Source organism: Arthrobacter celericrescens (assembly GCF_003614925.1).
GTDB lineage: Bacteria > Actinomycetota > Actinomycetes > Actinomycetales > Micrococcaceae > Arthrobacter > Arthrobacter celericrescens.
Genome location: NZ_QYLP01000072.1, coordinates 1 through 24,883, shown reverse-complemented (window position 1 = coordinate 24,883; position 24,883 = coordinate 1). Strand labels below are relative to the sequence as shown.

Here is a 24,883-nt window from a genome sequence, read left to right as displayed (position 1 = left end):
CCGCCCTGGCAGACCTGGGCTGGTCCACCACCAAAACCATCGACCAAATGACCGAAGACCACTGGCGCTGGCAAAAAAACAACCCCCGCGGCTACCGGGGCTAATGGTCCGCTCCATGGCCGTCCTTGGCGGGTCCGCGCGGGATGCATCCGCACCGGCCGCACCCGCACCGGCCGCACCCGCACCGGCCGCTTCGGGCACATCCGTTCCGGCCGCACCCGCACAGGCCAGGGCCGCCGACATCCGCGACGTCGCCGCGGCCGCGGGGGTCTCGACCGCGACGGTGTCGCGTGCCCTGCGCGGAGTGCCCAAGGTCGCAGCCGCCACCCGGCAGCGCGTACTGGAGGCCGCGAGCGGCCTTGGCTATGTCCCGTCGACGGCGGCATCCGAGCTGGGCCGGGCCCGCGGCACCCGGTGGTCGTCGCCTCGGGGCGGGTCACCGGGGCGTACCATCCTCGTCCTCACCGAACCGGATGCCGCACCGGAGATCTTCGCAGCACGCGGCGGAGTCTCCATCCGGTACGTGACCGTCGCCGACGGCGCGGCTGCTGCCGCCGTCCTGCAGGGCGCCGATGATTCGGTGCTGGGCATCGTCGTCGGGGCCGGCCGCGCCGTGCACGCTTCGGCGGTGCTGAGGGACGCCGTGGCTGTCGCCCCGTGCCCCGTCGTCGAGGTCATTCCCGGAAATCCGTACCGCCCGGGTGAGGCCTGGGCGGGCCTGCTGTCGGCAGCCTGCACCACGGTGATCGCCGGTGCCGGCGGTCATGGCGTCAGTCTCGCCGTCGACTACCTCGCGGCGGGCACCCGCTAGGAGCCAGCTAACCTTGGCCTTCGGCGATCCGCAGTTTGCCGACGCCGTCGGCCAGCACCCGGCGCGCTTCTTCGCCCAGGCCGGAATCGGTGATCAGCTCGTCGGCGTCTTCCAGCCCGGCGATCGATGCGATGCCCACGGTTCCCCACTTGCTGTTGTCGGCCAAGACCACTACATTGCGGGCCGAGGCCATGAACGCCTTGTTGGTTTCGGCTTCCTGGAGGTTGGGGGTGGTGAAGCCGGCCTGGGCGTCCATGCCGTGCACGCCGAGGAACAGGGTGTCCAGGTGCAGCTGCTTGAGCGCCGACGTCGCGATCGGACCCACGAGCGCGTCCGACGGCGTGCGCTCCCCGCCCGTGACGATCACCGAGGTGCCGCGGCGGCCGGTGCCGGGATCGTGGTGGAACAACTCGGCGATCCTGATGGAGTTGGTGACCACCGTGATCCGCGGTCCGTCCAGCAGGAGCTTGGCGAGCTCGTAGGTGGTGGTTCCGGCGCTCAGGCCGATCGCGGAACCCTCCTTGACCAGCTTGGCGGCCTCGAGCGCGATGGCCTGTTTTTCGGTGATGGCCTGCGTGGATTTCTGTTCGAAGCCGGGCTCGTGGGTGCGGGCATCGCCCGGCAGCTTGGCGCCGCCGTGGATGCGTTCCACGAGCCCGGCCTCCTCAAGGCTTTCGATGTCCCGCCGGACGGTCATGGCGGAAACGCCAAGGGCCTGGGCCAGGTCCGTGACGCGCACGACCCGTTCGCGCTGGACGGCGTCGACAATGGCAGTGTGGCGTGCGGCCTGGAGCATCGGAGCCTTTCTGGACGGTTCGTGGCGGGCTAGCGGGAGGTTTCGACGACGGCGACGCCTCCCGCAGCAAGGTTTAGCGTACCCCCGGTGGGCGACGCGGCCAGGAGATCGACGCCGTCGAGCGGCACCGTGACGTCCTGCCCGCCGTGGTTGATGACGAAGGTCCAGTCCTTGGCGCCGTTGCTGCGGCGGACGATTTCCACGTCTTCCGGAGGGCGGATGCCGAGCACCGGTTCCACGCCGGCGTCGGAGCAGATCAGCTCGACCAGTTCGGACAGTCCTTCGCGCCCGAGGCTGGTGGCCACGTAGTAGGCGGCTCCGCGGCCTGCGGAACCGGCGCGGCGGGTCACCGCGGGGGAGCCCCCGACGCCGATGCGCGCGCCGCCCGTGCGGGCACCGCCGTCGGGCCCTGAACCGGTGCGGGCGCCGCCGTCGCCAGCTCCGCCGTCGAACGTCGCGAGGACCTCGGCGCCGGCCGCCGCACCCAGCTCGCTCCACAGCGTCCCGGAACCGAAGCGGCTCAGCCCCACGGCGTCGCCGGAACGCAGGGGGAAGAACTCCTCGATGCTCACGCCGAGCAACTCGGAGAATGCCCCCGGGTAGCCGCCGCCGTTCACCGCGTCCATCCGGATGTGGTCGTTCTCGTCCACGATGCCCGAGAAGTATGTGAGCACCAGGGTGCCGCCGCCTTCCACGTATTCGTGGAGCTTGGCCGCGCCCTCATCGGTGACGAGGTACAGCATCGGCGCGACCACCAGCTTGTAGGCGGAGAGATCGTCAGTGCTTTGCCGGATGTCCGTGGTGATGCCGGCCCGGTAGAGGGCGTCGTGCCAGCGCCGCGTTTCGGGAAGGTTCCGGGCGTCTTCGCTGGGGTGCGAGTCCAGTTCGCTGCCCCAGCGGGCGTCGGTGTCATGGATGATGCAGGCCTCGGCCTGGACCGTGGAGCCGGCCACTGCCGAGATGTTTTCCAGTACGCGGCCGAGTTCCACCACCTCGCGCCACACCTTGGTGTCGCGGCCGGCGTGCGGGACCAGCCCGGAGTGGTACTTCTCTGCACCGGCCCGGGAGGCCCGCCACTGGAAGAACAGCACGCCGTCGGTTCCGCGGGCCACATGCTGCAGGGAGTTGCGCAGCATTTCGCCTGGCGCCTTGGCTACGTTGCGGGGCTGCCAGTTGACCGCAGAGGTGGAGTGTTCCATCAGCAGCCACGGCTTCCCCTGTGCCCAGCCGCGGGTGAGGTCCGCGGTCATGGCGAGGTCCTGGAAGTTCCGCTCGTCGTCGGCGATCAGGTAGTGGTCGTTGGACACCACGTCCATGTGCCCGGACCAGCGCCAGTAATCCACGGGGGCGTTCAGGCCCATGTTGAAGCCCATGAAGTTCGTGGTGACCGGGTGCTTGGAACGGGCCCGGATGATGTCCGCCTCGGCGGTGAAGCACTCGAGGAGCGCGTCGGAGGAAAACCTCGCGAAGTCCAACTGCTGGGTGGGGTTCACCCAGGTTCCGGAGCGGCGCGGCGGCAGGATCTCGGCCCAGTCGTAGTAGTGCTGCGACCAGAAGGCCGTGCCCCAGGCATCGTTGAGGGCGTCCAGGCTGCCGTACTTGCGCTCCAGCCATTCCTGGAAGCCGCGCTCGGCGTGCGGGCCGAAATCCGGCTGGTTGTGGCAGCCGTACTCGTTGTGGACGTGCCACATCACGACGGCGGGGTGCCCGGCGTAGCGCTCGACGATCGCCGTCGTCAGGGCTGCTGCCGCCCGGCGGTAGTCCGGCGAGCACGCCGCGAAGGCCTGCCGGGAGCCGTAGCTCTGCCGCACGCCGTCGGCGTTGACCGGCAGCGAATCGGGGTACTTGCGGCTGAACCACGGCGGGGGAGAGGCGCTCGCATTGGCAAGGTCCACGCTGATTCCGTTGGCGTGGAGCAGGTCCAGGACCTCATCCAGCCAGCCGAACTCGTAGCGGCCTTCCTCGGGCTCCAGCAAAGCCCAGCTGAAGATGCCGACGCTCACCAGGTTGACGCCGGCTTCCTTCATGAGGGCGACGTCGTGCTTCCAGACCTCCTTGGGCCACTGCTCGGGGTTGTAGTCCCCGCCGAAGGCGATCCGGCCGCCCAGTTTGTCGACGATGTAATCCATGGTCATGCGTTCTTATCCTTTGCTGGAACCGAGCGTGAGACCGGCCACGAATTGGCGCTGCAGCACGAGGTAGATGATCAGGGTGGGTATCAGGGTGATCATGGCTCCGGCCGCGATCAGGTTGTAGTTGCTGAGGAACTGGCCCTGCAGGTTGTTGATGGCGGTGGTGACGGGCAGCCGGTCGCCGCTTTGGATGAAAAGCAGCGGCCAGAAGAAGTCGTTGTAGATGAAGATGACTTCCAGGGTGCCCAGGGCGGCCAGGGCAGGCCGGCACAGGGGCAGGATGATGTTCCAGTACTGCCGCCAGATCCCGGCGCCGTCCACGAGCGCGGCCTCGGTCAGGTCCGAGGACAGGGCCTTCATGTAGTTGGACAGCACGAAGGTGCAGAAGCCGATCTGGAACGCGGTGTCCACCGCAATGACCGAAATGTAGGTGTTGAGCAGGTTGCCCGAGTCGCTGAATGAGTAGGGCAGCGTGAGGTGCTTGAACATTTCGAACAGCGGCGCGGCGAGGACCTGCGGGGGCAGCAGGTTGCCGGCCGTGAACATGATCAGCAGCGTGACGTTGAACTTCCAGCTCACCCGCGAGACGGCGAACGCCATCATGGAGGCGAACAACAGGGTCAACAGCACCGACGGGACGGTGATGAGCAGGGAATTCATGAAGTACTTCGAGAAGCCGCCCTGCGTCCACGCCTGGATGAAGTTGTCGAAGTTGAAGGCACCGCCGACGCTGAAGTAGCCGTACTTGTCCGTATCCGCCTTGGGCCGCAGCGCGGTGTACACGGACCAGAGGAGGGGGATCAGCCACATGACGGCCATGACCGCCAGGAAGATATGGGTGCCGTAGTGGCGCTTGCCTGCCTTGCGCGGAATGCCGGCGGAGGAGGCGGTGCGCGGTGCGGGGCTGGCGAGGGTGCTCATGCCTTGCTCTCCTTGCCGAAGGTGCGGATGAGGTAGAAGACGATCGGGATCAGCGAGATCACCAGGAGGATCACGGCGAGGGACGAGCCGACGCCGATCACCTGGCCTTCGCCCACGAGGTTCTGGATGACCAAGGCACTCAACAGTTCGAGGCCGTTGGTGCCGCGGTTGATGATGTAGACGATGTCGAAGGCCCGCAGCGACTCGATGATGGTGATCACCACGATCACGATGTTCACGGGCCGCATGGCGGGGAACACCACACGGAAGAAGGTCTGCACGGCGTTGGCGCCGTCGATCGACGCGGCTTCGCGCAGCGATGGGTCCACGCCCTTGAGCCCGGCCAGGTACAGGATCATGACGTAGCCGGCGTGCCGCCAGGTGGCCGCGACCATCGCGGCCCAGATGTTGACGTTCGAGTCACCGAACCAGTCCACGGCCGCGGGGGTGCCGGCGGTGCCCAGGAGGTAGTTCAGCAGCCCGCTGTCGCGGTTGTAGAACAGCTGCCAGATGATGCCGATCAGGGCCAGGGACAGCATGACGGGCGTGAAGAAGATGCTCTGGTAGATCTTGCTGCCGCGGATCTTCTGGTCCAGCAACACGGCCAGCAGCAGGCCGAGTGGGGTGGCGATGAGGGCCAGGAAGACGAGCCACAGGATGTTGTGCTGCATGGCGGGCCAGAACGGCGGATAGTCCTCGACCACGAAGCGGTAGTTGTCGGTCCCGGCGGGCTTGATGTCCTTCAGGTCCAGGCCGTTCCAGCGGGTGAAGCTCAGCGCGATCGAGAAAAGCGTTGGCAGCCAGACCAGCAGCAGCTGGATCAGGGTGGGCAGGCCCACCATGACCGCGAGGACCAGCCTGTCCCGCCGCGTGAGGCGGCGGACCCTGCCGGTCCTGATGGTCCGCCGTCCGACGCCGCGGCGTCCCAGTGCGGCCAGGGACTGCCCGGCCGTGCCGGGTTCGCTGTCCGGGGCGGCCGGCTTTTCGGCGGTAGTGCTCATGGGGATTCCTTCGGTTTTCGGGAGGGGGCCCGACGACGGCGGGTGGGGTCCGCCGTCGTCGTACCTGTCCTGGGGATTCCGGAGCGCGAGGTGACCCGCGCGGAATAGCGGCGGTTACTGGGCGGCGTAGAGGGCCTTGGCCTGCGCCTCGAGGTTCTTGACGTCCACGGTGCCGTCCTTGATGAAGGACTGCAGGGCGGGGATCATCACGTTGTTGGCCATGGCGGGGAGCGCGTCGCGGTCGAGGAACTGGCTGATGTACTTGGCGTTGGCGATGGTGTCCGCGCACTTCTTGTTCAGCGGGGTGAACTTGGAGGTGTCGGCGCCCTTGACGGTGGCGATGTTGGAAGCGTCCACGGCCGCGTAGGCGTTCTGGCCCTCCGCGGTGCCCATGAATTCGAGGAAGTCGCGGGCCGCCTTGTTGTCGCCGCCCTTCTTGGACAGGAGCAGGCCGTCGATCGGGGCTTCGACGGCGTCGGTGCCTTCGACGGCGATCTCCGGGAACGGGAAGAAGTCGATGTCTGCGAGCACGGCCGGATCGGTGAACTGCTGCGTGACGAAGGAGCCCAGGAGGTACATGCCGGTCTTCTTGGCTTCGAGGGCCTTGGCGGCGTCCTGCCACGTCTGGCCGAGGGCGGCGGGGTCCTGGAACGGCAGGAGCGCCTTCCAGGTGTCAAAGACGTCGCTGACCTTTTTCTGGTCCCAGCTTTCCTTGTGGGCGGTGAGGTCGACGTGGAACTGGTAGCCGTTCAGGCGCATGTTGATGTAGTCGAAGGTGCCCATGGCCGGCCAGCCATCCTTGTCCGCGAAGCCGATCGGGATGATGCCGTCGCCCTTCATCTTGGCGGCCAGGGTCTTCAGCTCGTCGAAGGTGTTCGGGACCTCGTAGCCCTTCGCGGCCCAGAAGCTCTTCCGGTAGAAGAAGCCCCAGGGGTAGTTGTAGTTCGGGACCAGGTACATCTTGCCGTCGGGCCCGGTGGAGGCCTTCTTCATGGCGTCCGAGAAGTTGCCGCCGATCTTCTCCCAGACGTCGTCCACGGGAGCCAGCAGGCCCTTGCCCGCGTAGTACTGCATGCGGTAGCCGGCGAACCAGGTGAACGCGTCGTCCGGGCTGCCCTGGAGGTAGGAATTGATCTTGTTCTGGAAATCGTTGTGCGGGACAACGTTGGTGGCGACGGTGATGCCGGACTTCTTGGTGAACGCGTCCGTGACTGCCTTGTAGGCGTTCTTGGGTACTTCGTCCGAGGAGCCCGAGCCGAAGGTGAGGCTGTTCGAGGTGGCTCCGGGAGCCGGTCCGGAACCGCCGGTGCATGCGGCGAGCAACGGAATTCCGGCGAGCCCGGCAGCACCGATGCCGAGCGTTTTCAGGATGGTGCGCCGTCCCGGACCCACATTGCGGGCCGCTTGGAACGGGTCGATGTTAGCTGCCATGTTCTCTCCCTTGAAAGCGTGGTGCCTGTGAGGTATCTCACTAGGTTTCGACTATATACGCTCAAAAGAGAACAGGAAAGAACTATATATAACATTCTGGTGGTGGACCCTAATTGGGCCTTTAGCGGCGAAAGCGGCGGCTTCCTTTGCGGGGAAGCCGCCGCTTCGCGGCGCTGTTTGTGGTGTTGTTTGGGGCGCTCTCCGGTGCCGCTACTTCCGCAGGGATTCGGCGATCTGGGACATGATCGTGGGGTCCGAGAGGGTGGTGGCGTCGCCGGGTTCGCGGCCCTCGGCGACGTCCTTGAGGAGGCGGCGCATGATCTTGCCGGAGCGGGTCTTGGGCAGCTCGGGGACCACCAGGACGTGCTTGGGCTTGGCGATGGGGCCGATTTCCTTGCCCACGTGGTTGCGCAGTTCGAGGACGGTGGCGTCGCCGTTGTTGACCGCGTCGCCGCGGAGGATGACGAACGCGACGACGGCCTGGCCGGTGGTCTCGTCCGCGGCCCCGACGACGGCGGCTTCGGCCACAGCGGGGTGGCTCACCAGGGCCGACTCGATTTCGGTGGTGGAGAGGCGGTGGCCGGAGACGTTCATGACGTCGTCCACGCGGCCGAGCAGCCAGATGTCGCCGTCTTCGTCCTTCTTGGCGCCGTCGCCGGCGAAGTAGGTGTTCTCGAAGCGGGACCAGTAGGTGTCCTTGAAGCGTTCGGGGTCGCCCCAGATGCCGCGCAGCATGGCGGGCCAGGGTTCGCGGATCACGAGGTAGCCGCCGTGTCCGTCAGGGACGGATTCGCCGGTTTCGTCCACCACGTCGATGGCGATGCCGGGCAGCGGGACCTGCGCGGAGCCGGGCTTGGTTGAGGTGACGCCGGGCAGGGGCGCGATCATCTGGGCGCCGGTTTCGGTCTGCCACCAGGTGTCCACGATCGGGGCCGGGTTCTCCTTCTTCTCGCCGTTCTTCCCGGCGTTGGCGCCGATGGAGTCCCGGTACCACATCCACGCTTCGGGGTTGATGGGTTCGCCCACCGAGCCAAGGACACGGATGGAGGACAGGTCGTACCCGGCGGGGATGTCCTTGCCCCATTTCATGAAGGTGCGGATCGCGGTGGGGGCGGTGTAGAGGATGGAGACCTTGTACTTCTCCACGATTTCCCACCAGCGGCCCTGGTGCGGGGAATCCGGGGTGCCTTCGTACATGACCTGGGTGGCGCCGTTGACGAGCGGGGCGTAGGCGACGTAGGAGTGCCCGGTGATCCAGCCGACGTCGGCGGTGCACCAGAACACGTCCGTATCCGGGTGCAGGTCGAACACGGCCTTGTGGGTGTACGCGGTCTGGGTGAGGTAGCCGCCGGTGGTGTGCAGGATGCCCTTGGGCTTTCCTGTGGTGCCGGAGGTGTAGAGGATGAACAGCGGGTGTTCGGAGTCGTGCCCGACGGCGGTGTGCCCGGCGGGTGCGGCGTCGACCGTGTCGGCCCACCAATGGTCCCGGCCCTCCACCCAGTTCACGGACTCGCCGTTGCGCTTGACCACCACGACGTTCTGCACGGTATGGCCTTCCTTGGCCAGGGCTTCGTCCACGGCCGGCTTGAGCGGGCTGGGCTTGCCGCGCCGGTAGGTGCCGTCCGCCGTGACCACGAGCTTGGCCTCGGCGTCATCGATGCGGGAGCGCAGGGCATCGGCGGAGAAGCCGCCGAACACCACCGAGTGCACGGCGCCGATCCGGGCGCAGGCCAGCAGGGTGATCACGGCCTCGGGGATCATCGGCAGGTACACGGCCACCCGGTCGCCCTTGGCCACCCCGAGGGCTTCGAACGCGTTCGCGGCCTTCTTGACTTCCTCGGTCAGTTCCGCGTAGGTGATGGTGCGGGTGTCCCCGGGCTCGCCCTCGAAGTAGATGGCCACCCGGTCCCCGAGCCCGTTCTCCACGTGCCGGTCCAGGGCGTTGTAGGCGGCGTTGACTTCGCCGCCCACAAACCACTTCGCGAACGGCGGCTCGGACCAGTCCAGGGCCTGGCCGAAGTCCTTGTTCCATGTCAGCAGTTCACGGGCCTGCTTCGCCCAGAACGCCGGACGGTCCGCCGCGGCTTCGGTGTACTCCCCGGCCCCGGCCACCGCGTTCGCGGCGAATTCCGCTGACGGCGCAAACTTCCGGTCTTCGTGCAGCAGGTTTTCCAGGGCGTCGCCGTTTCCGGCGTCGGTGGCGACTGTAGTGGAGGGGGCAACGGTGACCGTTGACTCCTTGGCGTCCTGGGACATGTGGACCTCATCTTCGTCGATCTTTTCGCTGCGGGGAGGCTGCCGCCGGGACGCGCGGCGGCAGATCACGTCGCTGTGCGTTCCCGCGGAAATACCGCAGAATGCTTTCCGCCATACACATTATCGCCTCGGCTGCTCCGGGAGTGTGCCCGGTCACATTCCGGCCGTGAGCGGTGCCGATTTCGCGCCGAGCGGCTAGGGGGCTGTCAGGGCCGTGGCATAGGCTGAAAGGGTTCCGGGGCGTGGACCGCCGGCGCCAGCCGCGTGTCCGGCCCGTGCCGTTGCGACCGGCCGGGACACTGCCGTACCCGCACAGCAGTGCAAAGGAGAACTTGTCATGACCGAGATGAAACCCGCCCCCGAAAACGGTGCGGCGAAGCAAGGGGCACCGACTCCAGGTGCCGGGCAGGCCTCCCCGGCCGAAGGCGTTCCGGCCTCCACGCAGACGGCCGATCCCGTGCAGGACGGGGCCCCGGAAAAGGGCAGTTCTTCGGTGCAGCACGGTGCCCCGGCGCAAGGCGGCGCTCCGGAGCGTGACGGTTCGCCCGCGCAGGGCGGTTCGCACGCGCAGGCCGATCCTTCCGTTCAGGTCGCTCCTGCTGTTCAGCCCGATCCTTCCGTCCAGATCGCTCATGCCGTTCAGCCCGCTCCCGCCGGGCCTTCGGGGCAGGATGGCACCACCAAGCAGGCGGGTGCGGCGCCAGCAGCGGAGGCTGGTCCCGCACAGGCTGCTCCCGCGCAGGCCGCCCCTGTTCAGACCGACCCTGCTCAGACCGGCCCTGTTCAGGCGGGCCGGCCGGCGGCCACGGCGGTGGCGGGGCCGTTCACGGCACGCGACGTCCTGGTCTTCGGCTCCGTGCTATTCCTGTTCGTGGCTTCGCTGCTTCCGATGTTCGGCGGTTACAACCTCTGGAACCTCGGCAGCCTCTTCTTCCTGGGCTTGGGCATCATCCTGCCCGTGACGGTGGCCGGACTGTTCGTGACCCGGCGCCTGCAGCCGCAGAATCCGCTGCGGATCGGATCGCTGTCCGTCGACCAGTTCGCCTCGGTGGTGGCGTCCTTCTCCGTGGCCCTCTACTTCCTGAGCATTGCCGTCGACTTCAGCGGCTCCTTGCTGCTGGGCCTCGTGGGGTCGCTCGGCCTGCTGGCCGGCACCGTCCTTGCCCCGCACATCCCGGTGCTGTGCGACGACTTCAAGGACCGCTCCGAGTCAACCGCCCACGTGGTGGCGCGTGACGCCGTCGCGCCTTTCCGGAAGCCCGCCGCCCCTAAAACGCCGAAGCCGGCCCGGAAGTCCGCCGTTCCCGCCCCGGCCGGCCCCGTTGCCGGTGCACCCGCCTCGGGCGGACCGTTCGCGGTGGTCCCGACGCCGGCCACCACCGGTGCGCCGCCGGCTCCCGGTTCTGCCGGGGAAAGCAGGACGGAGGCGCCCGAGGGCGGCACCCCCGCGGCCCCGGCACCTGCGGGGCAGGAGATTCCGGCAACGATGGCCCACCCTGTGGTCGACCGCGGCCAGGCAACCGCCGCCTACCCCCAGGTTGCCCGCACAGCGGAGCCCATTGGTGCCACCGTTGATCCGGCCAGCCGCCCCGAGGTATCCCCGGAACCGGTTTACGAGGCCTTCTGGTTCGCCGTGCCCCAGTCCCGCGTTGCTGTCGACGAGCACAGCGGCGCCCCGGCCTTCACGATCGAACCGGGCGGCTGGGTGCTCGCGCTCGAAGACCGCGGCGGGGAATTCCTTGTCCAGAACACCGACGGAAGGCTCGGCGTCCTGCGCGACCTCAGCCACATCGAACGCGGCTGAACAGGACCACCGTGCCCGCCGCCGTCGAAACCCCTCTGGCGCTGAAGCGCCGCGCCCGCAGGATCAACAAGGAACTTGCGGAGAAGTATCCGTATGCCCATGCGGAACTGGATTTCCGCAACCCGTTTGAACTGGTCATCGCCACGGTGCTCTCCGCACAGACCACCGATGTCCTGGTCAACCAGGTCACCAAGATCCTGTTCGCCCGGTACCCGGATGCGCGGGCGATGTCGGAGGCGGACCCCGTTGAGCTGGAGGCGATCCTGCAGCCGACGGGCTTCTACCGGGCCAAGGCGAAGAACGTGCTGGCCCTGAGCACCCGACTGGTGGACGAGTTCGACGGCGAGGTGCCGGGCAGGCTCGAGGACCTGGTGACGCTTCCCGGCGTCGGGCGCAAGACGGCGAATGTGGTGCTGGGGAACGCCTTCGGCGTCCCTGGCATCACGGTGGACACCCACTTCGGCAGGCTCGCCCGCAGGTTCGGATGGACGGACTCCGAGGACCCCGTGAAGATCGAATTCGACGTCGCGGAACTGTTCGAACCCAAGGACTGGACGATGCTCTCACACCGTGTGGTCTTCCACGGGCGCAGGATCTGCCATGCCCGGCGGCCCGCCTGCGGTGCCTGCCCGGTGGCGAACTGGTGTCCCAGCTACGGCGCCGGCGAAACCGACCCGGCCAAGGCTGCCAAGCTGCTCAAGTACGAGCTCGCGCCGGGCCAGGAGGACCTGCTGGAAAGGCTGCTGGCTGAAACCGCCCGGGCCGCCGAGATCCGCATGGAGTCCCAGCTGGAGCTGAGGAGGGCACGGAAGTGACGGCGCTCGGGGACCTGCTGTACCTCGTTTCCAGGATCGAGTCCGGGGACCACCCGGCGTCGGATCCGCGCATCGCGGTCGGCGAGGTCGACCCGGGCCTGGCCCGGAAAGCCGCGATCCTCATGCTGTTCGGCGTGCTCGACGACGTCCCGGCGAAGTCCACCAAGGACGTGGTGCCCGCCGACCTCGACGTGCTGCTCCTGGAACGCGCACACACCCTCGGCGACCATCCCGGGCAGGTGGCGTTCCCTGGCGGGAGCATCGACCCCCGGGACGAATCGGCGGTTGCCGCCGCCCTGCGCGAAGCAGTCGAGGAAACAGGCCTCGACGTCGGCGGAGTGCAGGTGCTCGGACCCATGCCGGACGTCGGGCTGAGCCGCAGCAATTTCGTGGTAACGCCGGTGCTGGCGTGGTGGGCGTCGCCGTCGCCGGTCCGGGTGGTGGACTATGCGGAGTCCGCGCAGGTGTTCCGGGTCCCGGTACGGGACCTCCTCGACCCGGCCAACCGCTACATGGGCACCCTCAGCCGCGGCGGACGGACCTTCACCAGCCCGGTGTTCCTGGTGAACGGCGTGGTGGTGTGGGGTTTCACGGCGATGGTGCTCAACGGGCTCTTCGAAGCCCTGGGCTGGACCCTCCCATGGGACGAAGAACGGCTGCACCAGATCCAGCTGTGAGCAGCCCGGCCACGCGTCTTCCGGTTAAGCAGCCGCGCGGTAGGACTTGGTGCGGTCCACGATGATGCCCGTGGCGGCGTTTTCCCGGACGGCGTCGATGCCCGCCACGGCTGCGCTGAGGTGCTTGAACTGCGGCGACTCAGCCACCAGCGTGCCGTCGGCCGCGGTGAGCCTGAAACGGTAGGCGCCGTCGTTGCCCCTGTGAATTTCGAATCGTCCGGCCACGGTGTGTCCCCCTATGAATGCGTCTTTGCATGTCCGCGGCCTGTTCGTCACGGCCGTCCTTAGAGGCTAGCGAGTGGAAGGAGGCTCCGAAAGTTACTGTGACGTAGCTTACGCTTGGGGCCTTCAGGCCGGTCACAACCTGACTTTTGACTGGCGTCCGTGGGCGTGCGGGGGTTACGTTACGGGCTCCGCCTCCGGGGCGGCAGCGTGGAAATTCAAGGCCCGCCGGGGCGCCGGAATGGGATATTCGACGGCCGCACGGCGGAATTCCCCTTCCGCCCGGGCCTGCCGGCGCAACTCCACGTCCACCAGGAGGTGCAGGTCCCGCGCGTCGATCCCCGGCCCGCCTTCCAGTGAGACTAGCCATTCCCCGGCGACGACGGCATCGTGCTGTTCGCCGAGGAGCCGCTGCAGGGTGATGGCTGGCTGGATGATCGCGGACGCGTCGGGGCCGAACACCTCGGTCACGGCTTCCGCGGCGTAGCGCAGCCGCTTGATGTCCTTGCGGGCCTCATGCAGGCCGGTGTTGCGGGCGGCCTGGTCCGTGCCGGCGGCACCGCCCTCCAGCTGCTCGCGCATGCGGTCCCATTGCTCCTGCAGGCGGGAGGCCAGTGCCGGTTTCCGGATCCTGGGTGCCTGCCCGGCAGCCAGCGACGCCCGGACCGCATTGACCACACGGCGGGCCCGCTTCTTCCGGCCAAGCCTGGCGGCGGCCCGCCCGGCGGCGGAGTCGAGCATCCCCACCGAGCTGTAGAGCGCGTCCGGGGATTCCCAGGACTCCTGCGCATCGATGGACAGCCGCATCCTTTGTGCCAGGACGTGGGCATCCCGGGCCTCACCCAGCGAGGTAGCCAGCCACCGGATGTCCTTGCGGACGGGCTTCGGCAGCTTCGTGACCAGCCCGCGGTAGCAGGCAAGGACGGAACGGAGCCTGCGGATTGCCAGCCGGCAGCGGTGGACCGCTTCGTGGTCTGTCGAAGCAAGCAAGGGCAGGGCGTTGTCCAGCTCGTTGAGCTGCGCCGCCGTGTAGGCCTCCAACGCCTTCCGGGCTTTCTTTCCCACGCGCCCATCGTCCTCCGGCCGCCCGGCCGGTACAAGGGGCCGCTTACTTGGCCTGGTCGTAGGAATCGACGACGGCGACACTCACCGGAAACTCCAGGGGAACCGTCCCGAACAGCAGCTCCGTCGCGGCGGCGGCCGCTTCCTCGACCGCCCGGACGCACGCCGGAACAGCCGCCTCCGGAGCATGGACCATGACCTCGTCGTGCAGGAAGAAGACCAGCTCGCCGGTCGGCGACCCCTCAGCACCCAAGGCCCGGAGCCGCCGTCGCAGTTCTGCCAGCCAGCAGGACGCCCAGTCCGCAGCCGAACCCTGGACCACGAAGTTCCGCGTGAAACGGCCGCGGGAACGGGCGATGGCGTCGGCACGGCGCTGCTCTTCCGCCGTCGTCGACCTCTGGCTGCGCACCCAGCGCTCCGAGGGCGGCGGGCTGCTGCGCCCGAGGCGGGACGTCACCGTCCGGCCCGCTTCGCCGTCGCGCGCCGCCTGCTCCACATACCCGACAGCGCGCGGGTAGGTCCGGGCGAGCTGGGGCATCAGGCGGCCGGATTCGCCTGTGGTGGCGCCGTACATTGCCCCGAGCATCGCGATCTTGGCCTTGGAACGGTCGCCGCCGAAGCCTTGGGCGGCGATCCCGGCGTACAGGTCCTTGCCGCGTGCGGCCTCGGCCAGGCGGGGATCCTGGGCGAGGGCGGCGAGGACACGGGGTTCGAGCTGCGCGGCGTCGGCCACGATCAGCTTGTGCCCCGGATCCGCATGCACGGCCCCGCGGATCTGCTTCGGGATCTGCAGGGCCCCGCCGCCGCGGGATGCCCAGCGGCCGGAAACCACCCCGCCCACCACATACTCGGGCCGGAAACGGCCGCCGCCCACCCAGGCGTCCAGCCAGGCCCAGCCGTTCGCGGTGAAGAGGCGCGACAGCTTTTTGTACTCCAGCAGCGGCCCGATCGCCGGATGCGTGGATTCCTTGAGCTCCCACTGCCTGGTGGAGCTGACTTCGATGCCGTTGCGGTGCAGGGCACGGATCAGTTCCTGCGGGGAATCGGGGTTCAATTTAGGGGAGTTGAGGAGCCCGCGGAGCTCGGTGCACAGCGCTTCGAGGGCGGCCGGGCGGTGGCCAGGTGCCGGGCGCGGGCCGAGGTAGTGGCGCAGGATGTCCTCGTGCAGTGACTCCCGCCAGGGCACCCCGCTGTGCTGCATTTCGGCGGCGACCATGGCCCCGGCCGACTCCGCCGCCAGGAGCAGCTGGAGGCGTTGGCGGTGTCCATTCGCTGCCTCCTTCACCGCCTGTTGCTGTGCGGCGAACTCGGTCCGGAGCTCGTCGAGTCCGGGTGCGTGGCCGTTCGCAGCGGGTGTGTCGAAGAGCGCTTCCTGGTCTGCGGGCGGAGGGGGCGGGGCGAACGCCTTCACCACGCCGCTCTCTTCGTCGATGGCCGGCGCGGCGGCGCTCCGGGCGTAATCGGTGTGCGCGGTGAACTCGGAGAAAGCGAGGATCGTGCGGCATAGCGTGAGGTCGTGGCAGCGCTCCAGGCGCACCCCGGCGGCGAGCAGAGCCGGGTACCAATCCGGAGTGCGGTTCCAGATCCAGCGCGGCCGCCCGTTTTCCATGTCGCGTACGACGGCGTGGAGTTCGGTCAGGCTGATGGGCCGAGGTTCGGAAAGCGGGGTTCCCTCGGCGCTGGTTTCCTGGATGGCTGCCCCCTGCGGGTGGGCGGCGAGCAGCAGATACATGATGACAATTTTGCCCTGTGTTCCGGGGTCTCCTTGCGCATTCAGGACAAGTACCGTCCTGATCCGTGAGGGCTCCTCCACAAGTCCTCCACTGTTCCTCCACAGGGCTGCTTCCGGGAGGTTGTCCACATAGGCGGATACGGTCCTTCCGGGGTGGATCCGTCCCGCGGACAGTGGCTTCATGAGCAGGCAGCACATCCAGGATGGGAACGGTTCCGGCGCGTATTCGGCGGACTCTTTGCGGGCGGAAGCCCTGCTGCCGGCATCCGTGCGGGCGGAAGCAGGGCTGCTTGGAGCCGGACCACCGGCTGCGGACGCGCACGGTAGGCGCAGGGGCACGCGGCGGGAATCCCACGGCGATCCGGGGGAGCCGCCCTGGCTGCCAAGCGAGGGGACCCACGTCCTGCTGGTCACCGGCAACCCCAGGCTCCAGGCCGAGACGGAACGGGTCGTCGCTGCCCTCGGGGCGGAACTGCGGACGGCCATCAGCGCGGAGGAGGCATTGCCGTTCTGGGACTCGGCCGGGACTGTCCTGCTCGGCAGCGACATCCACGAACTCCCGCCCCGGCGTCGGGCTCCCGCCGTCCTCCTCGGGCTCGCCGCTGAAGGGGACCGGCTGTGGCAGTTGGCGGCAGGGCTCGGTGCGGAACGCGTCGCGGTGCTGCCCGAAGGGGCTGCCTGGCTCGCCGAGCATCTGAGTAAGTCGCAGGCGCCGGAACCCGGAGGGCTTGTCCTCGGGCTCACTGGGGCGTGCGGCGGCGCCGGTGCCTCGACGGCCGCCATCTGGCTGGCCCAGGAAGCGGCCGCGCACGGCGTCCGGACCCTCCTCATCGACGGCGATCCCCGGGGCGGCGGACTGGAGCTGAGCCTGGCCGCCGAGGACACCCCGGGGCTGCGCTGGCAGGACCTCGCCGACGCCAAGGGCAGCATCGATCCCGAGCAGCTTGCCGGCTCCCTGCCCACGGCCGGCGGCTTTGCCTTCCTGTCCTGGCCGGGCAAACGGGACAGGACCGCCCAGCCGGACGCGCTCGCCGTGGCTGCCGTCATGGACGCCGGGCGGCGCGCCTTCGAACTGGTCGTCGTCGACATCGGCCGGGGAACGGAACCCCTGCGCGGCTTCGCCTGGGACTGCGACCGGATCCTCGTCGTTTCCCCGGCGCAGTTGCGCGCCGCCGTCGCCGCGGCGAGGCTCCTCCAGGACCTCCCGCCAGTAGACGCGGCCCTCGTGGTGCGCGGCGGGAAAGGCAGTGCCCTGGACGGCGGAGTCATCGCGGAATCCCTGGGCTTGCGGCTGCACGCGGTCCTGCCTGAATTGCGGGGAACCGCGGCCGCCGCCGAAACCGGCAGGTTGCTCGACTTCGGCAAGCGCCGCTCGGTGCGCCGTTTCGCCGCCCCGGTTCTCGACCTCCTTGAGGACGGTGCGGAATGACCCAGGAACGCCGGGGCGAACGCCTCCGCCGGGACCGGCGGCTCGATGCCGCGCTTCTTGAGAGCGTCCGGGAAACAGTGATGTCCGACGCCGGTCCGGTCACTCCGTCCCGGGTGGCCGCCGCGGTCCACGCTACCGGCCGGCTGCTCGGCACCGCGGGCGCCTTGGCCGCCGTCGACACCATCAGTGCCGAGCTCAACGGACTGGGTCCGCTCCAGCAGCTGGTCCGCGATCCGGCGGTCACGGACGTCTTCGTGAACGGTCCTGACTCCGTATGGTTTGACCGCGGGCACGGACTGGAACCGTCCGCCGTCCGGTTTGACGGCGAAGAGCAAATCCGGGCCCTGGCCTCGCGGCTGGTCTCGGCCGGCGGGAGGCGGCTCGACGACGGTTCACCCTGCGTGGATGTCCGGCTCAAGGGCGGGTACCGGGTGCACGCCGTGCTGCCGCCGATTTCCACGGCGGGAACCTTGCTCTCGGTGCGCATCAGGCGGGAGGAGGTCTTCACCCTGGACGAGCTGCGGGCCGGTGGCATGTTCGACGCCCGGACGCAGCGGATCCTCGAAGCCATCGTGGAGCGGAGGTTGAGCTTCCTGATCAGCGGGGCCACGGGATCCGGCAAGACCACGCTGCTTTCCACCCTGCTGGGACTGTGTGCCGCCGCGGAGAGGCTCGTCCTCATCGAAGACGCCGCCGAGCTGAACCCCGTGCACCCGCATGTGGTGTCCTTGGAATCCCGGCACGGGAACCTTGAGGGCGGAGGCGTCCTGGACCTCGGCGAACTGGTCCGGCAAGCTCTGCGCATGCGACCCGACCGCCTCATTGTCGGCGAATGCCGCGGCGCTGAGGTCAGGGAACTGCTGACCGCGCTCAACACCGGCCACACCGGAGGCGGCGGCACCATCCACGCCAACACCGCGTCCGCGGTTCCCGCCCGTATGGTCGCCCTCGGCGCCTTGGCCGGGCTGAGCCAGGAAGCCGTCCGGCTCCAGGTGGCCAGCGCACTGGATGTCGTCATCCACGTGGAGCGCACCCCGGCGGGCAGGAGCGTCGGCTGCATCGGAGTGCTGATGGAAACGGCCGCCGGCCAGGCGGTGGTGCCGGCGCTGAAGATGAACAACGGCGCGACGACGGCCGGGCCGGCCTGGCCCGACCTCGCCGCCAGGCTGGGACTTCCGGTCATGGAGCCCGTGGCCGGGCGCGGGTCGCTTGGGGCGGAGCCGTTGCCTGGGATGGGGTTGGAGCCCGCGGTGGGGTTGGAGCCCGCGGTGGGGTTGGAGCCCGCGGTGGGGTTGGAGCCCGCGGCATGATGCCCTTGTTGCTCATGGTCCTCGCTGCGGCCGTGTGGTTGGCGGTCGGCCACCTGCCGGGCCCTGGCCGCCGCATGGACCGGGTTCTGGGCAGGGACAAGCCGGGGAGATCGCGGCGTTGGCGCCGGCGCAGGAAAGTGGCGGAGCTCCCGTTGGCCGTGCTGGTCCAGCAACTGGCCGCGCTGTTGCGCGGAGGTCGTTCCGCGTCCCGGCTTTGGGAAGAGGCATGGGCCGTGCACGGCCGTTCCGCCGAAGCACCGAACGGCGTCACTCAGGGCGGCCAGGCTCTGTCGGAGGGCTCCGTCGCTGTTCTCTCCGCCGCTCGTTCCGCGTCGATGCTCGGCGTTTCGGCTGCCGCGGCCATACGCTCGGCGGCCTCTGCGTCGTCCCGGCCCGGCACCAAAGAACTCGGTGCTAAGGAACTTGGCTCCAAGGAGCAGCGGATCTGGGGTGAGCTTGCGGACTGCCTGGACATCGCCGAAGCGAGCGGCTGCCCCCTCGCGGACATATTCGGCCGCTACGCAGCACACCTAGAGGCTGAGGACGACGCCGAGGCCGCCAGGCAGACCGCGCTCGCCGGGCCGAAGGCCACCGTGCGCCTGCTGAGCTGGCTCCCCGTGTTCGGCCTCGCCCTCGGCACAGTGCTTGGCGTCGACCCACTCGGCATCCTGCTTGGAAATCCCTTCGGCATGGCTGCGCTCGGGGCTGGAGTCATCCTGACGGTAGCCGGACGGATGTGGTCGGTGCGGCTGGTCCGGGCCGCGACAGGGGACCACGACTCGTTGCCCGGGAGCAGCTGATGGGCGAACTGCTGCCCGCTGCCTTCGTCACGGCGCTCCTGTTCATTGCGGCAGTCCTGGCCTTTCCAGGTTCGGGGAGGTACCGGCGTCGGGCCGTCATCCGCCAGCTGCGAAACCCGGTGGCGGGCACAAACCGGGGCAGCTTCACAGGCCCTGGCCCGGATCACGGACCAGACCCGGATTTCGGCCCGGGCCTCGCTTCGCCGGTTGCCGGACAGGCTGGCCGCAGCGTGCCTGGTCAGGGCGTTTTCGGGTGGTTTGGCCGGTTCCGGCCGGGCGGAACCGGCGGCAGAGGCCGGAGATACGAGGGATTGGAGAGCACCGCCATCATGCTTGAACTCTCCGCTGCGGCCCTCGACTCCGGAGCCGGGCTGGGCCGGGCGCTGGAACTGATTGCTTCCTGTTCGGCTCCTGCGGTCCGGGATTCGCTGCGGCCGGTGGTGGCGGCGCTGGCCATCGGAGCCGATTGGGACACGGTCTGGCGTAGTTCCGCCGTCCAGAACCATGTGGCCCTCCGGCTGCGGGATTCGCTTGCCTTCGCGGCCCTCACCGGCGCGCCCTCCTCCGCAGTCCTCTACGCCCAGGCTGACCGTCTCCGGCGGGAGGACTTCCGATCCGCCGAACGCCGGGCCGCTGCCCTGGGCGTGAAGCTCGTGGTTCCCCTGGGCCTGTGCTCCCTCCCGGCTTTCATCTGCCTGGGTGTGGTGCCGGTGCTCCTCGCCATGCTCCCTTCGGGCAGCTGAGAGCATCCGCCAGTCTTCCTCCACAAGGGAAAGGCCGAAGGAGTTTTCCACTTACGGAAACCCCCTTCTTACCGCAGAAAGTCGCACAGGGAAGAGTCGGAGTCAGCCGGCAACACCGCCTGGCACAGAGAAAGGAAACACCATGAATGTCCAAACCGTCACCCGCCCCGCCTCTTTCCCGGACCGCCGCCTGGGCGGCGAAAGAGGCGGGCCCGATCGCGACGCCGGTATGGCCCCGGCGCCCGCCGAGCGGGCGGAAATCCGGACCGACCGGCCCATGGCCGAAGAACAGGGCCTCGCAGCCGTCGTCGAGCTGTTTCCCGGCTCGTCGCGTCCTGCCGGCGAGGCTCCCGGGTCCAAACGCCGGGTCCGCGCCATGGCATCGGAACTGGGGATGGCTACTGCAGAGTACGCGATCGCTACGCTGGCCGCCGTCGGCTTTGCCGGCGTCCTGGTCGTGCTGCTCCGGAGCGAGGAAGTCAGGAGCTTCCTGCTGAACCTTATCCGCACGGCACTCGCCCTGCCATGAGCCCGCGCCCCGGCCACATACAGGCGGGCCTGCGGTTTCCCCGGGTGACGGCCAAGGCTCGCCCGCCCAGGAAGCAGGGGCGCCCCGGTCCGGGGAAGGACCGAGGCGCTGTCACGGCCGAGTTCGCGGTTGCCCTGCCCGCGGTACTCCTCCTTCTCGCCATGTTGCTGGCCGGGGCCGCGGCGGGGATCACCCAGCTACGAATCGAGGAAGCGGCCAGGGCGGGTGCGCGGGCCTTGGCCCGCGGCGAGGGCACCGCAACCGTGGAAGGCATCGCCCGTCGCCTGGCCGGGGACACTGCCACGGCGGCCGTTTCAACGCAAGGGGAGTGGCTGGACGTGACGGTGTCCGCCCGGGTCGGCGGGCCCTTCGGGGCCGTGATTCCTTGGACGCTCACGGCGAGGGCCTCTGCCCGGACCGAGGTGCCCGACCGTACTGCAGCTCCGCGCCCGCGTATCCCCGGCCTGCAGGGAAGCGTGGACTTCCTGGTCCTTGGCGGGCCCGTTCGCGGCGATGACACGCGCGCCGATGACACGCGCGGCGACGACGGCGGGTTGCCGGGGAATGCCGGTCCCGGGCCGCTGCGTTTGGGCGGAGCCGTGGCATGACGGGCGGGTCACCTGACCCTGGGCCCGGGCACCCTGACGGGCACCGAGTCCGGAACACCGCCCGGCACCGAGACCGGCAGATTACCTGGCGCCCATCGGAGCGGGGTTCCGGGACCATCCTCGCCGCCGGCCTGGGTCTCCTTGTCATCAGCCTCCTGACCGCAGCACTCCTCCTTGCCCAGGCCGGAGTGCACGCGCAAAGGGCCGCGGCGGCTGCGGACCTGGCTGCACTCGCAGCGGCGGACGTCGCACGGGGACTCAAGCCAGGGGATCCGTGCACGGTGGCGGCGGAGACGGCCCGCCAGAACAACGCGTCGCTGACCTCCTGCCTGCTTGCAGGCGGAGGCATCGTGGAGGTCCGGACCCGGCTGATGCAGGGCTCGTTCCTGGGAAGCGCCACCGGGCGTTCCCGGGCAGGCCCGCCACCATAACCCGCGGGCGTATGGTGACGCCGCCACCATAACCCGCGGGCATGCGGTCGACCGCCCACGACCGGCGGCCCACGGCCGTCCAAGGGCCGCCGACACACCCAGGGAACTGCTGCCCCTCCTGGTACTCCTACACTGCGTCCTTGAGCAGGACGTCGAGGAGGGTCACGGCGGCGTCCTTGTCCAAGGGATTGTTCCTGTTCCCGCATTTGGGGGACTGGACGCAGGAGGGGCAGCCGCTCTCACATTCGCAGGCCTTGATCGCATCACGGGTGGCGGTCAGCCAGACGCGGGCCTTCTCGTAGCCGCGTTCAGCGAAGCCGGCCCCGCCTGGGTGGCCGTCGTACACGAAGATGGTCGGCACCCCGGTGTCGGCGTGGAGCGCGGTGGAGACCCCGCCGATGTCCCAGCGGTCGCTGGACGCAACGAGCGGAAGGAGCCCGATTGCAGCGTGTTCTGCGGCGTGCAGGGCCCCGGGAAACTGGGCCTCGATCAGGCCGGCGTTACGGAGCGTACGGCCGTGCACCACAAACCAGACCGCCTTTGTGAAGAGATCCCGGGCGCCCAGCTCGAGCGGTTCCTCACCCAGCACCTCATTGGAAACCAAGGCTTTTCGTTGGAAGGAGACCACTTGGGTCGTCACTTTCACTTCACCGAAGTAGACGGAAATGTCGCCCCATTCCATGGTGCGCAACGTCTGCAGCACCTCAATCTGGGTTACGTCCCGGGCAGTGGTGTAGTAATCGGGATTCGTCCGCCGCACCACCACGCAGTGGTCCTGCTCGTTCAGTTCCTCCACCAGGTAGCTGTCGCCCTGGTGCACATAGATCGCGCCGGTATGCGCCTGGTAGTGGGTCTGGGGCGAGTCCATGGTTCCCAGGAGGGTTCCGGACTCGGCGTCCACAATGCTTACAGGCCCGCCGCCGTCGCTGCGCAGGTTCACCATCCCGGCGGCACTTTCGGGATGTGTCCAGAACCAGCCGGCAGGTCGCCTCCGGAGGTAGCCCTGGGCGACGAGCTGGCCAAGCAGGCCCTCGGCCGTGGGGCCGAAGAGGCTGTGCTCGGAGCTTCCGATGGGCAGTTCCGCCGCGGCGGCGCAGAGGTGGGGGCCGAGCACATAGGGGTTTCCGGGATCGAACACCGTGGCCTCCACCGAGACGTCGAAGATCGCCTCGGGGTGGTTGACCAGATACGTGTCCAGGGGATCGTCGCTGGCCACGAATGCAGCGACGGCGTCCTGGCCGGCGCGCCCGGCCCGGCCGATCTGTTGGAAGAGGGAAGCCCGGGTCCCTGGCCAGCCGGCGACGAGCACGGCGTCCAGCCCGGAAATGTCGATCCCGAGCTCAAGGGCCGAGGTGCTGGACACACCCAGAAGCTCACCGTTGCGCAGCGCTTTCTCAAGGGCGCGGCGTTCCTCGGGAAGGTAGCCGGAGCGGTACGCGGCCACACGGCGGGGAAGGCTCGGGTCCACCTCGTCGAGCAGCCTCTTGGTGATGGACGAGATGCTTTCCGCGCCACGGCGGGACTTGATGAAGGCAATGGTCCGGACCCTCGAGGACACCAGGTTGGCCATGATGTCAGCGGTCTCCGCCACGGCCGTCCGCCGGGTTCTGGCCCCGTTTTCGCCTTTGAGCTCGGTCAGGGCAGGTTCCCACAGCGCCACGGTGGTGGCGCCGTGCGGGGAACTGTCCCGGGACACTTCGCGGACCGGGGCCCCGATGAGGCGTGAGAATGACGTGCCCGGGTCCGAAGCGGTGGCAGAGGCGGCGATGAAGACGGGTTCGGGGAAGGAGGTGCCCGCCCCGTAGTAGGCGCAGATGCGTCGGAGCCGGCGCATCAGGTTGGCCACATGGGAGCCGAACACGCCACGGTAACTGTGGGCTTCGTCCACGATCACGTAGCGCAGGCGGCGGAAAAAGCGTGCCCACCATTGATGGTTAGGGAGGATCCCGAAGTGGAGCATGTCGGGGTTGGCCAGGATGAAGTTCGCGTGGTCGCGGATCCAGCGCCGGGCCGAAACGTCGGTGTCGCCGTCGTAGCTTTCTGCGCGGACCGTATCCAGGCCGAGGGCGCGCAGGGCCGAGAGCTGGTCGGCGGCCAAGGCCTTGGTGGGTGCGAGGTAGAGGGCCACGGCGCCGTCGTCGTGGATCCTGCCCGGCTCCGACAGGACCCGCAGCTCTGAACGGTGGATCGCATCCAAAGCGGGCAACTGGTAGGCGAGGGACTTGCCCGACGCCGTGCCCGTTGCGATCACCACGTGTTCGCCGGCGTGGGCGAGGTCAGCAGCCTCGATCTGGTGCCGGTATGGTTCATGGATTCCGAGCGAACCGTAGGCTTCGACGATGTCCGGGTGCACCCACCCAGGCCAGGGTTCGTGCACGGCTTTGCGGGCCGGAATCGTGTGGACGTGGCGGAGCTGCTCCGGGTCCGGGCTACGGCCCAGCAGGGAGATCAGCGATTCGGCGTTATCCACCAGAACATTCTGTCACCGGCGCCGGGACGCAGGTTCACGGAACCCGCAGTCCGCCCGACCGAAGGGGTCAGTCCACCGAGAGGTCGCCGTCCTGGGTGGACGACGTCGACAGCATCAGGACACCGCTGACGCTCCGCCAGCCGAGGTGCGAGTAAAGTTTCTGGCCGTCCAAGGATGCCAGCAGGAGGCCGTTCTCGACGTCGTGTTCGAACGCTTGGGCCGCGAGTGCCTTCATGATGAAACTGCCGAGGCCGCGGCGCTGGAAGGCCGGTTCGGTGACGATCTTGTCGAAGACGGCCGTGGTGCCTACAACGCACACGCGTCCGCTGGCGGCCAGTTCCTCGCCGGCACGGACTTCGGCGTAATGGACGCCCCCGCTCTTGGAGGTCGAGAGCTTCAGGGACTCGTCCGAGAGCCAGGGGTCCTCGGCGTCCTGGGTCTCCATGTCCACGATCATCATGGTCTGGGATGCGGAGGTGATGTGCAGGCGGTGCTCGTTGGCCAGGAAAGTGTAGCGGGCGAGGTCGTTGCTGAGGATGGTCAGGATGCGTGCCGGGGTCTCTGCCGTCCTTGCTGCCAGCTCGGCGAACTCCGCATCCGAGGGGTTGTGGGCGAAGTATTCCCAGTCCCCGGTTTTGTCGGCCCGCAGCGCAGCAGGGAACCGGCCTTCCTTGCGCGTTTCATAGCCCCGGCAGCCGGCCCAACCGGCCACCCAGACCTCCAGCAGATGCGTGATGTCTTCAACCAAGGCGTCTGGACTCATGTAGAGAGACTATTCCCAGGGGCGGGGAAGCAACAGGGGGAGGTAGTAACAGCTGGGTTAACACTCCGGGCCGCCAAACCGGGGCGCCCGGACCCTCCGGACGCCCCGGTTTGGCGCTGCCCGGTAACCTTAAATGCGTG

22 protein-coding genes are annotated in these 24,883 nt (G+C 68.6%); 11 read left to right on the top strand and 11 right to left on the bottom strand.

Annotated elements, in window-relative coordinates; translation table 11 throughout:
• Positions 1-115: 115 nt before the first annotated feature.
• Complete coding sequence (locus tag D3654_RS21040; RefSeq protein ID WP_162943728.1) at positions 116-811, top strand: LacI family DNA-binding transcriptional regulator; 696 nt, start codon at positions 116-118, stop codon at positions 809-811.
• Between the two features lie 7 nt (positions 812-818).
• Here the strand turns inward: D3654_RS21040 and D3654_RS12800 are convergent, their stop codons facing one another.
• The 6 genes from D3654_RS12800 to acs all read right to left on the bottom strand — a co-directional run bounded on the left by D3654_RS12800 (position 819) and on the right by acs (position 9,348).
• Positions 819-1,607, bottom strand: a complete 789-nt coding sequence (locus D3654_RS12800) for a DeoR/GlpR family DNA-binding transcription regulator (RefSeq protein ID WP_120521876.1) — start codon at positions 1,605-1,607, stop codon at positions 819-821.
• Between the two features lie 29 nt (positions 1,608-1,636).
• The gene (locus D3654_RS12795) at positions 1,637-3,742 is read right to left on the bottom strand and encodes a beta-galactosidase (protein ID WP_120521875.1); all 2,106 of its coding nucleotides are present in this window, start codon (positions 3,740-3,742) and stop codon (positions 1,637-1,639) included.
• 6 nt (positions 3,743-3,748) lie between these two features.
• Positions 3,749-4,660, bottom strand: a complete 912-nt coding sequence (locus tag D3654_RS12790; RefSeq protein ID WP_120521874.1) for a carbohydrate ABC transporter permease — start codon at positions 4,658-4,660, stop codon at positions 3,749-3,751.
• The gene (locus tag D3654_RS12785) at positions 4,657-5,661 is read right to left on the bottom strand and encodes a carbohydrate ABC transporter permease (protein ID WP_120521873.1); all 1,005 of its coding nucleotides are present in this window, start codon (positions 5,659-5,661) and stop codon (positions 4,657-4,659) included. The genes D3654_RS12790 and D3654_RS12785 overlap by 4 nt, the downstream gene beginning before the upstream one ends.
• 114 nt (positions 5,662-5,775) lie before the next feature.
• Positions 5,776-7,092: an ABC transporter substrate-binding protein gene (locus D3654_RS12780; protein WP_120521872.1), complete on the bottom strand. Its 1,317-nt coding sequence runs from the start codon at positions 7,090-7,092 to the stop codon at positions 5,776-5,778.
• Positions 7,093-7,302: 210 nt separating this feature from the next.
• Complete coding sequence (acs, locus tag D3654_RS12775) at positions 7,303-9,348, bottom strand: acetate--CoA ligase (RefSeq protein WP_120521880.1); 2,046 nt, start codon at positions 9,346-9,348, stop codon at positions 7,303-7,305.
• Positions 9,349-9,685: 337 nt separating this feature from the next.
• On the opposite strand from acs, the gene D3654_RS12770 reads away from it, so the two are divergent.
• The 3 genes from D3654_RS12770 to D3654_RS12760 are packed head-to-tail and all read left to right on the top strand — an operon-like array spanning position 9,686 to position 12,644.
• Complete coding sequence (locus D3654_RS12770) at positions 9,686-11,152, top strand: hypothetical protein (RefSeq protein WP_245413214.1); 1,467 nt, start codon at positions 9,686-9,688, stop codon at positions 11,150-11,152.
• Positions 11,153-11,163: 11 nt separating this feature from the next.
• Positions 11,164-11,967 (top strand): endonuclease III, encoded by an 804-nt coding sequence (gene nth / locus D3654_RS12765; RefSeq protein ID WP_120521871.1) that lies wholly within the window; start codon positions 11,164-11,166, stop codon positions 11,965-11,967.
• Entirely contained in the window at positions 11,964-12,644 is a 681-nt protein-coding gene (locus D3654_RS12760; protein WP_120521870.1) for an NUDIX hydrolase, read from the top strand. The genes nth and D3654_RS12760 overlap by 4 nt, the downstream gene beginning before the upstream one ends.
• Before the next feature lie 24 nt (positions 12,645-12,668).
• Here D3654_RS12760 and D3654_RS12755 read toward each other — a convergent pair whose 3' ends face one another.
• From D3654_RS12755 to D3654_RS12745, 3 genes are all read right to left on the bottom strand, one after another.
• Positions 12,669-12,869 (bottom strand): YegP family protein, encoded by a 201-nt coding sequence (locus D3654_RS12755; protein ID WP_120521869.1) that lies wholly within the window; start codon positions 12,867-12,869, stop codon positions 12,669-12,671.
• A 174-nt stretch (positions 12,870-13,043) separates the two neighbouring features.
• Positions 13,044-13,931: a CHAD domain-containing protein gene (locus tag D3654_RS12750; protein ID WP_162943727.1), complete on the bottom strand. Its 888-nt coding sequence runs from the start codon at positions 13,929-13,931 to the stop codon at positions 13,044-13,046.
• 43 nt (positions 13,932-13,974) lie between these two features.
• Positions 13,975-15,660: a bifunctional 3'-5' exonuclease/DNA polymerase gene (locus D3654_RS12745; protein WP_120521867.1), complete on the bottom strand. Its 1,686-nt coding sequence runs from the start codon at positions 15,658-15,660 to the stop codon at positions 13,975-13,977.
• A 181-nt stretch (positions 15,661-15,841) separates the two neighbouring features.
• On the opposite strand from D3654_RS12745, the gene ssd reads away from it, so the two are divergent.
• The 7 genes from ssd (at position 15,842) to D3654_RS12710 (ending at position 21,510) form a co-directional block, all read left to right on the top strand.
• Positions 15,842-17,089, top strand: coding sequence for a septum site-determining protein Ssd (gene ssd / locus D3654_RS12740; protein WP_120521866.1), 1,248 nt, complete (start codon positions 15,842-15,844; stop codon positions 17,087-17,089).
• Positions 17,086-18,399: a TadA family conjugal transfer-associated ATPase gene (locus D3654_RS12735; RefSeq protein ID WP_120521865.1), complete on the top strand. Its 1,314-nt coding sequence runs from the start codon at positions 17,086-17,088 to the stop codon at positions 18,397-18,399. The genes ssd and D3654_RS12735 overlap by 4 nt, the downstream gene beginning before the upstream one ends.
• A complete protein-coding gene (locus D3654_RS12730; RefSeq protein ID WP_120521864.1) occupies positions 18,396-19,199 on the top strand; it encodes a type II secretion system F family protein in 804 nt (267 codons plus the stop codon). The genes D3654_RS12735 and D3654_RS12730 overlap by 4 nt, the downstream gene beginning before the upstream one ends.
• 11 nt (positions 19,200-19,210) lie before the next feature.
• The gene (locus D3654_RS21035) at positions 19,211-19,942 is read left to right on the top strand and encodes a type II secretion system F family protein (protein WP_425359415.1); all 732 of its coding nucleotides are present in this window, start codon (positions 19,211-19,213) and stop codon (positions 19,940-19,942) included.
• A gap of 142 nt (positions 19,943-20,084) precedes the next feature.
• Positions 20,085-20,471 (top strand): DUF4244 domain-containing protein, encoded by a 387-nt coding sequence (locus tag D3654_RS12720; protein ID WP_245413213.1) that lies wholly within the window; start codon positions 20,085-20,087, stop codon positions 20,469-20,471.
• On the top strand, positions 20,468-21,079 hold the full coding sequence (locus D3654_RS12715; protein ID WP_120521862.1) for a TadE family type IV pilus minor pilin: 612 nt from the start codon (positions 20,468-20,470) through the stop codon (positions 21,077-21,079). The genes D3654_RS12720 and D3654_RS12715 overlap by 4 nt, the downstream gene beginning before the upstream one ends.
• Positions 21,076-21,510: an Rv3654c family TadE-like protein gene (locus tag D3654_RS12710; RefSeq protein ID WP_120521861.1), complete on the top strand. Its 435-nt coding sequence runs from the start codon at positions 21,076-21,078 to the stop codon at positions 21,508-21,510. The genes D3654_RS12715 and D3654_RS12710 overlap by 4 nt, the downstream gene beginning before the upstream one ends.
• 127 nt (positions 21,511-21,637) lie before the next feature.
• On the opposite strand, the gene D3654_RS12705 is transcribed toward D3654_RS12710, so the two are convergent.
• On the bottom strand, positions 21,638-23,980 hold the full coding sequence (locus D3654_RS12705) for a DEAD/DEAH box helicase (RefSeq protein ID WP_120521860.1): 2,343 nt from the start codon (positions 23,978-23,980) through the stop codon (positions 21,638-21,640).
• Between the two features lie 67 nt (positions 23,981-24,047).
• Positions 24,048-24,743 (bottom strand): GNAT family N-acetyltransferase, encoded by a 696-nt coding sequence (locus D3654_RS12700; RefSeq protein ID WP_120521859.1) that lies wholly within the window; start codon positions 24,741-24,743, stop codon positions 24,048-24,050.
• Positions 24,744-24,883 lie beyond the last annotated feature (140 nt).